General features: G+C 73.9%; 8 protein-coding genes. 7 read left to right on the top strand and 1 reads right to left on the bottom strand.

Features of this window, described 5'->3' with window-relative positions; all coding sequences use genetic code 11:
• Window positions 1-312 precede the first annotated feature (312 nt).
• Window positions 313-855 carry a hypothetical protein gene (locus ADK86_RS11870; RefSeq protein WP_053696561.1) on the bottom strand — a complete coding sequence of 181 codons (543 nt, stop codon included), beginning with the start codon at window positions 853-855 and terminating at the stop codon, window positions 313-315.
• Between the two features lie 245 nt (window positions 856-1,100).
• On the opposite strand from ADK86_RS11870, the gene fmt reads away from it, so the two are divergent.
• The 7 genes from fmt (at window position 1,101) to ADK86_RS11835 (ending at window position 7,144) form a co-directional block, all read left to right on the top strand.
• Window positions 1,101-2,033 (top strand): methionyl-tRNA formyltransferase, encoded by a 933-nt coding sequence (fmt, locus tag ADK86_RS11865; protein ID WP_053696559.1) that lies wholly within the window; start codon window positions 1,101-1,103, stop codon window positions 2,031-2,033.
• Between the two features lie 210 nt (window positions 2,034-2,243).
• Entirely contained in the window at window positions 2,244-3,674 is a 1,431-nt protein-coding gene (locus tag ADK86_RS11860) for an RsmB/NOP family class I SAM-dependent RNA methyltransferase (RefSeq protein ID WP_053696558.1), read from the top strand.
• Between the two features lie 87 nt (window positions 3,675-3,761).
• Window positions 3,762-4,445: a ribulose-phosphate 3-epimerase gene (gene rpe, locus ADK86_RS11855; protein ID WP_053696557.1), complete on the top strand. Its 684-nt coding sequence runs from the start codon at window positions 3,762-3,764 to the stop codon at window positions 4,443-4,445.
• A 244-nt stretch (window positions 4,446-4,689) separates the two neighbouring features.
• Window positions 4,690-5,679, top strand: a complete 990-nt coding sequence (locus ADK86_RS11850; RefSeq protein ID WP_003982703.1) for a sugar-binding transcriptional regulator — start codon at window positions 4,690-4,692, stop codon at window positions 5,677-5,679.
• 144 nt (window positions 5,680-5,823) lie between these two features.
• Entirely contained in the window at window positions 5,824-6,270 is a 447-nt protein-coding gene (locus ADK86_RS11845; RefSeq protein ID WP_030590719.1) for a ribonuclease domain-containing protein, read from the top strand.
• Window positions 6,267-6,716: a barstar family protein gene (locus ADK86_RS11840; RefSeq protein WP_053696556.1), complete on the top strand. Its 450-nt coding sequence runs from the start codon at window positions 6,267-6,269 to the stop codon at window positions 6,714-6,716. The genes ADK86_RS11845 and ADK86_RS11840 overlap by 4 nt, the downstream gene beginning before the upstream one ends.
• Before the next feature lie 26 nt (window positions 6,717-6,742).
• A complete protein-coding gene (locus tag ADK86_RS11835) occupies window positions 6,743-7,144 on the top strand; it encodes a DUF2809 domain-containing protein (RefSeq protein ID WP_324611386.1) in 402 nt (133 codons plus the stop codon).
• Window positions 7,145-7,278 lie beyond the last annotated feature (134 nt).

The raw sequence follows: 7,278 nt of genomic DNA, 5'->3' as shown, positions 1-7,278 counted from the left end.
GTCCTCCTAGGAGGGCCCGGGGAATCTGGGGCCCGGAAACCTTGGGGAGAACCCGGAGCTTTTGGGCGAGGGCCCGAGGATCCTGGGCGGGCCCCGAGGCTCCTGGGCGCGGGCTTCGGGTCCGGCGAAATTCCGCCGGGCTAGCAAGCGCCGTCGGCGGCCCCTTGCGCTCGTACGAGCACGGCTCCACGTAGGCAGCCCCGCGTGTGCGGCTGCCTGGGGCCGGCAGTACGGGACTGGTATGCAGGCCGGGAACGGAGGCGGGGAAAGAAACCGCCCCGGGGGAGGAGCCGGGGCGGGGTGTGGGGGTGGTCAGCCGTTGCGGGGGCCGGGGAAGGCGCCGGGGCGGGCCTCTTCGCGGGACGGGACCGGGGACTGGCCCGGGAGCGTACGGGCGGCGGGCACCGACGGTGCGGCGGGCAGGCCGGGGGAGACGGCCAGGCTGCGGGCGCCGGACGGTTCGGCCGTACGGACTCCCTCGCTGTTCTCGGAGCCGGGCTGGGCGGTGGAGCGGCGGGCGCCGTAACGGCGGTGCACGGCTTGTTTCGTGACGCCGAGGGCCGAACCCACCGCATCCCAGGAGAAGCCCAGCGAGCGGTCGAAGTCCACCGCCGCCGTGACGAGGGTTTCGACGCTGTCGCGCAGTTCCTGGGCGAGACGTACGGTCGGGGCTGGGGCGCGCCCGTAGACGACGAAGCCCGCGGACGGGCCGGTGCGCCGCGGTCGGTAGACGTTGCCGAGCTGAGCGGTCAGGGTGCGCAGGGCGTCCACCTGCCGGCGGACCCGCTCGATGTCCCGTACCAGTAGGTGCAGGCTGGCGCGCGCCTGGGCGTCGTGGGTTGCGTGGTCGGCCATGAACAAGCCTCTCGAACCGGCGTTGGATGTGCAGAGGAACGTGACAAGCAGGTAAACGAGCGGGCCGCGAGGGCGGCCCGGCTCGGTCAATGCTGCTTGACCAACGCAACAGCAGTGGCTCTGGTCACGGTATGGGGGCGTACGGGCTCCAATGTGGGGCGCGCGTCTGTTCGCGCGCCCCCTCGAAGGGGTGGCCCATAGACTGGTGCGCCGTTCCGCAGCGTGTGAGAGGTAGTACGCCACCCATGAGGCTCGTCTTCGCCGGCACCCCCGAGGTCGCCGTACCCGCCCTGGATGCCCTGATCGCCTCGGACCGGCACGAGGTCGTCGCCGTCGTCACCCGGCCCGACGCCCCCGCCGGCCGTGGCCGCCGGCTGGTCGCCAGCCCGGTCGCCGAACGCGCCGAGGAGGCCGGCATCGAGGTGCTCAAGCCCGCCAAGCCGCGCGACGAGGACTTCCTCGCCCGGCTGCGGGAGATCGCGCCGGACTGCTGCCCGGTCGTCGCCTACGGGGCGCTGCTGCCCAAGGCGGCCCTGGACATTCCCGCGCACGGCTGGGTCAATCTGCACTTCTCGCTGCTGCCCGCGTGGCGCGGCGCGGCGCCGGTGCAGCACGCGGTGCTGGCCGGTGACGAGGTGACCGGCGCCTCCACGTTCCAGATCGAGGAAGGGCTGGACTCCGGGCCGGTGTTCGGGGTGATCACGGAGCAGGTACGGCCGACCGACACCAGCGGCGACCTGCTGACCCGGCTGGCCCTCGCCGGGGCGGGGCTGCTGGCCGCCACCATGGACGGCATCGAGGACGGCACGCTGCAGCCGGTGCCGCAGCCGGGTGAGGGCATCACCCTCGCGCCGAAACTGGAGGTCGAGGACGCGAAGGTGGACTGGACGGCGCCCGCCCTGCGGGTGGACCGGGTCGTGCGCGGGTGCGCGCCCGCGCCCGGCGCGTGGACGCTGTTCCGCGGCGAGCGGCTGAAGCTGATGTCGGTGGGCCTGGTGGCCGACCGTACGGACCTGGCGCCGGGCGAACTCGCCGTCACCAAGAAGGCGGTGTACGTGGGTACGGGCAGTCACGCGGTGGAACTGCTGTGGGTCCAGCCGCAGGGCAAGAAGCCGATGCGCGGCGCGGACTGGGCCCGGGGAGTGCGGATCGGGGACGCGGAGCGGTTGGGGGACTGAGGGCAGGGCCCCAGAGCCCCAGGGCTCGGATCCAGGAGGCCAGGGCTCGGACTCAGAAACCAAGGGCACGCCCCCAGGACCCCAGCGCCCACCCCAGGCCCCCAAGGCCGTCGTCGCCGGTCACGGGCCCAGCGCCTCCACCCCCTCCTCCCGGCGCCACGTAGGCTTGGGTTCGAACTTCTTCCCGTACAGCAGCGGAGCACATTTCCCGTGAGTGGCCAGTCGCGTCGTCCCAGCAAGCCCTATCGCCGCCCCCGTAAGGACCCGGTTCGGATACTCGCCTTCGAGGCGCTGCGGGCCGTCGACGAGCGGGACGCGTACGCGAACCTGGTGCTGCCGCCGATGCTGCGCAAGGCGCGGGAGAACGGGGACTTCGACGGGCGGGACGCGGCGCTGGCCACCGAGCTGGTGTACGGCACGCTGCGGTGGCAGGGTACGTACGACGCGATCATCGCGCGGTGCGTGGACCGGCCGCTGCGCGAGGTGGACCCGCCGGTGCTGGACGTGCTCTCGCTCGGCGCGCACCAGCTGCTCGGTACGCGCATCCCGACGCACGCCGCGGTGAGCGCCAGTGTCGAGCTGGCCCGCGTGGTGCTGGGCGACGGGCGCGCGAAGTTCGTCAACGCCGTGCTGCGGAAGATCGCCGCGGATGACCTGGACGGGTGGCTGGAGCGGGTCGCGCCGGAGTACGACGAGGACCCCGAGGAGCATCTCGGGATCGTGCACGCGCACCCGCGGTGGGTCGTCTCGGCGCTCTGGGACTCCCTCGGCGGCGGGCGCGCGGGCCTGGAGGACCTGCTGGCGGCCGACAACGAGCGGCCCGAGGTCACGCTCGTGGCCCGGCCCGGGCGGTCCACCCCCGAGGAACTGATCGAGGCCGTGGGGGAGGAGAGCGCCCTGCCGGGCCGCTGGTCCCCGTACGCGGTACGGCTCGCCGAGGGCGGCGAGCCCGGCGCCCTGGACGCGGTACGGGAGGGCCGGGCCGGTGTGCAGGACGAGGGCAGCCAGCTCGTCGCGGTGGCCCTGGCCAACGCGCCCCTCGAAGGCGCCGACCGCACCTGGCTCGACGGCTGCGCCGGTCCGGGCGGCAAGGCCGCACTGCTGGGCGCGCTCGCCGCGCAGCGCGGCGCCCGGCTGCTCGCCTCCGAGAAGCAGCCGCACCGCGCCCGCCTGGTGGCGCGTTCGCTGGCGGGCAACCCTGGCCCGTACGAGGTCATCGCGGCCGACGGCACCCGCCCGCCGTGGCGCCCCGGCTCCTTCGACCGTGTCCTGATGGACGTCCCGTGCACCGGCCTCGGCGCGCTCCGGCGGCGCCCGGAGGCCCGCTGGCGGCGCCGCCCGGAGGACCTGGAGGGCTTCGCCCCGCTCCAGCGCGAACTGCTGCGCCAGGCCCTGCTCTCGGTCCGCGTCGGCGGCGTGGTCGGCTACGCGACCTGCTCACCGCACCTGGCCGAGACGCGCGCCGTGGTGGAGGACGTCCTCAAGGCACGGGGCGGCGCGGACGTGACCGCGGAGTGGATCGACGCCCGCCCGCTGCTGCCGGGCGTACCCGCCCTGGGCGACGGGCCGGACGTACAGCTGTGGCCGCATCTGCACGGTACGGACGCGATGTACTTGGCGCTGTTGCGGCGGACGGCGTAGGGCCCCGGGGCGGCGGGAGCCGGGCCACGGCCGTGTGCCCCACCCACCCCCTTAGTCCCCCCGTCGGCAAGGGGACATACTGGAGGCATGGCCTTGATCAACCCCAGCATCCTGTCCGCAGACTTCGCCCGGCTCGCCGAGGAGGCGAAGGCCGTCGAGGGCGCCGACTGGCTGCATGTCGATGTGATGGACAACCACTTCGTGCCGAATCTGACGCTGGGTGCTCCGGTCGTCGAGGCGCTGAGCAAGGCGACGGACACCCCGCTCGATCTGCATCTGATGATCGAGGACCCGGACCGGTGGGCGCCGCAGTACATCGAGGCGGGTGCCGGGTCGGTGACCTTCCACGCGGAGGCGGCGGCCGCGCCCGTACGGCTGGCGCGGGAGATCCGGGCCAAGGGGGCGCGGGCCTCGATGGCGCTCAAGCCGGCCACGCCGGTCGAGCCGTACGAGGATCTGCTGCCCGAGCTGGACATGCTGCTGATCATGACCGTGGAGCCGGGCTTCGGCGGGCAGGCGTTCCTGGACATCATGCTGCCGAAGATCCGCCGGACCCGGGAGCTGATCTCCAAGCACGGCCTGCAGATGTGGCTCCAGGTGGACGGCGGTGTCTCGACGTCCACGATCGAGCGGTGTGCGGAGGCCGGCGCGGACGTCTTCGTCGCGGGTTCGGCGGTGTACGGGGCGGACGACCCTGCCAAGGCGGTGCGCGAGCTGCGGGCGCAGGCCGAGGCCGCGACGGCCGGGGCCGGCTGGGCCTGCGCGCACTGACGCAGCGCCTTCGACGCAGGGGTGCCCGCGGACCGGCCGCGGGCACCGGCGCCGCACGTGGTGTGTACGGTCCCGCGCACGGACCGCACGCCGGTGTTTCTTGGTGTCACCGCCACCGAGCGTTCACGATGACCAGGGCGGTGATGGTCCCCGACCACCTCGGGTTTCTGCAAGGATGAGCAAAGACTCGATCAGGTGCGCACAAGGGGAGAATCTCGTGGTTGCCAGCCGCCCACAGTCCGCAATGGGCCCCGCCGAGCTGGTGCAGGCCGCGGCCATGGCCCGCCGCTTCTACCTAGAGGGCAAGTCCAAGATCCAGATCGCCGAGGAGTTCGGCGTCAGCCGCTTCAAGGTCGCCCGGGTGCTGGAGACGGCGCTGGAGCGTGACCTCGTACGGATCGAGATCCGCGTCCCGGCGGAGCTGGACGCCGAACGGTCCGACGCGCTGCGGGCCCGCTACGGCCTGCGGCACGCGGTCGTGGTGGAGTCGCCCGCCGACGCGGCCGACGACGCCCCGGACCCGGAGAACCTCGGCGAGGTCGCGGCCGACCTGCTGGGGGAACTGGTGACGGAGGGGGACGTGCTCGGTCTCGCCTGGGGCCGGTCCACCATCCACATGGCGGCCGCGCTGCACCGCCTCCCGCCGTGCACGGTCGTGCAGCTGACCGGTGTGTACGACGCCGGGACCGCGGACCGCGGGTCGGTCGAGGCGGTGCGCCGCGCCGCCGACGTCTCGGGCGGCGAGGCGCACCCCATCTACGCGCCGATGCTGCTGCCCGACCCGGCGACCGCCGCCGCCCTGCGCGGCCAGACCGGCATCGCCCGCGCGTTCGAGTACTTCGACAAGGTCACCGTCGCCTGCGTCTCCATCGGCTCCTGGGCGCCGGGCATCTCCACCGTCTACGACATGCTCACGGAGCAGGAGCGGGAGCACTACGCCTCGCTGGGCGCCGCCGCCGAGATGTCCGCGCACCTCTTCGACGCCGAGGGCCGCCGGATCGGGCGGGACCTGGGCGAGCGGTGCATCACCGTCGAGGCGGACCGGCTGCGCCGCATCCCCGAGGTCGTGGCGATCGCGGGCGGCCGGCGCAAGGCGGCGGCGATCGGCGCGGTGCTGCGGTCCGGGCTGGTGACCAGCCTGGTGACGGACACGGCCGCCGCCGATCATCTGCTGCTGGAGACGGGCCCCGGCCCACGTCCGGCGCTGGAGCGGGCCGACCCGGACGGTTCGTGAGCCCTGCGGGCGGCCGTGGGTGGTCGGGTTCGCATGCGGGCGCGTGTCCAGCGCCGGCCGTGATGTGATCTTGTACGGACGCGGGGTGTGATCTTGTACGGACGCGGGCGCGCACCCCGTGCCGCCCTGTGACAGCATCGGCGCATGGTGATCCGTTCCGCTCCCCGTGCTGCCGCCGGCGTGCTCGCCGCGCTGCTGGCCTGCGTTCTGCTGCTGGTGTCCGGCTGTTCCGGAGGCGGTGGCGGGCAGGGGAGCGCGAAGCCCACGCACGGGGCGCCCTCGGGGAGCGCCACGGCGCCGGAGTGGGCGCGCGGCATGGCGACCGTACCGGCCGGCCGGCTGCCCGCGCAGGCTCGTGAGACGCTGCGGCTGATCGACGCGAAGGGCCCGTTCCCGTACCCGAAGGACGGCACGGTCTTCGGCAACCACGAGCGGCTGCTGCCCCGGCAGAAGCGGGGCTACTACCACGAATACACGGTTCCCACCCCGGGTTCGAAGGACCGTGGCGCGCGCCGGATCGTGACCGGCGACAGCCACGAGACGTACTACACCGATGACCACTACCGGACTTTCAAGGCGGTGCTCCGATGACGGCTCCCGTGCCCCGGCCGCTCGCGGCGGTGCTCGACGGCGCTACGCCCCCCGGGGTGGTGCCCTGGCCGCACGACCGGCCCGCGCAGGAAGCGCTGGACGCGGCGCGCGCGGCCGGGTGGAGTGGTGCGCTGCTCGACCTCGAAGGGGTCACGGACAAGGCGGAGTTCATGGACCGCTGCGCGCGGGCGCTGCGGCTGCCCGACTGGTTCGGCCGTAACTGGGACGCGCTGGCGGACTGCCTGACCGACCTGTCGTGGTGTCCGGCAGACCGCGGCCGGGTGCTGGTGGTGTGCGGCTGGCAGGGGTACGCGGCTGCCGCGCCGGACGACTGGAGCGTCGCCGAGGAGGTCATCGCGGACGCGGTGGCTTTCTGGCGTGACACGGACACCGGGCTGGCCGTCGTGATGGCGCGCGGCCGGAAGCCGGGGGCCCCGGCGGAGTGACGAACGGGGGAATACGGGGGGACGGCGTGGCTCGTACACGCCTGGTGGCGGGCCTCACGGCGCTGCTGACCGTCGCCGCAGGGCTCGGCGTGCGGGCCGGGGCGGCCCGCACGGGACTGGGGCCGGACGTCGCCAAGTACGCGGGGGACGCGCTGTATACCGTGCTCGTGCAGACGCTGGTGGTGGTGGCCGCGCCGCGCGTCCGGCCGCCGGTCGCGGCCGGTGTGGCCCTGGCCATCAGCTGGGCAGTGGAGTTCGCGCAGCTCAGCGACGTCCCGGCGGAGCTGTCCCGGCGCAGCGTGGTGGCGCGCCTGGTGCTCGGCTCGACCTTCAACGCGCCGGATCTGTTCTGGTACGCGGTGGGCGCCGGGTGCGCTTGGGCGGTGCACGGGTGGCTGCGAGGGTGGAGCCGTACGGCCGTGGGGTGAACCGGTACGGACGTACGGCCGCGGCCTGAACCGATACGGACGCACGGCCGCCGCCTGAACCGATACGGACGTACCCGCCACCACCCGCCCCCGCCGTCCGGCCCGTCCCCATCCTGTCTCTTATACACATCTGA

The organism is Streptomyces sp. NRRL F-5755, from assembly GCF_001279365.1.
In the GTDB taxonomy this organism is placed as follows: Bacteria; Actinomycetota; Actinomycetes; order Streptomycetales; family Streptomycetaceae; genus Streptomyces; species Streptomyces rimosus.
This window is presented reverse-complemented; position numbering and strand designations above follow the sequence as displayed.

Coding starts and splice junctions, on each gene's coding strand:
- ADK86_RS11870 (WP_053696561.1), bottom strand. CDS start 855: ATGGCCGACCACGCAACCCACGACGCCCAGGCGCGCGCCAGCCTGCAC.
- fmt (WP_053696559.1), top strand. CDS start 1,101: ATGAGGCTCGTCTTCGCCGGCACCCCCGAGGTCGCCGTACCCGCCCTG.
- ADK86_RS11845 (WP_030590719.1), top strand. CDS start 5,824: ATGGTGATCCGTTCCGCTCCCCGTGCTGCCGCCGGCGTGCTCGCCGCG.
- rpe (WP_053696557.1), top strand. CDS start 3,762: ATGGCCTTGATCAACCCCAGCATCCTGTCCGCAGACTTCGCCCGGCTC.
- ADK86_RS11850 (WP_003982703.1), top strand. CDS start 4,690: ATGGGCCCCGCCGAGCTGGTGCAGGCCGCGGCCATGGCCCGCCGCTTC.
- ADK86_RS11840 (WP_053696556.1), top strand. CDS start 6,267: ATGACGGCTCCCGTGCCCCGGCCGCTCGCGGCGGTGCTCGACGGCGCT.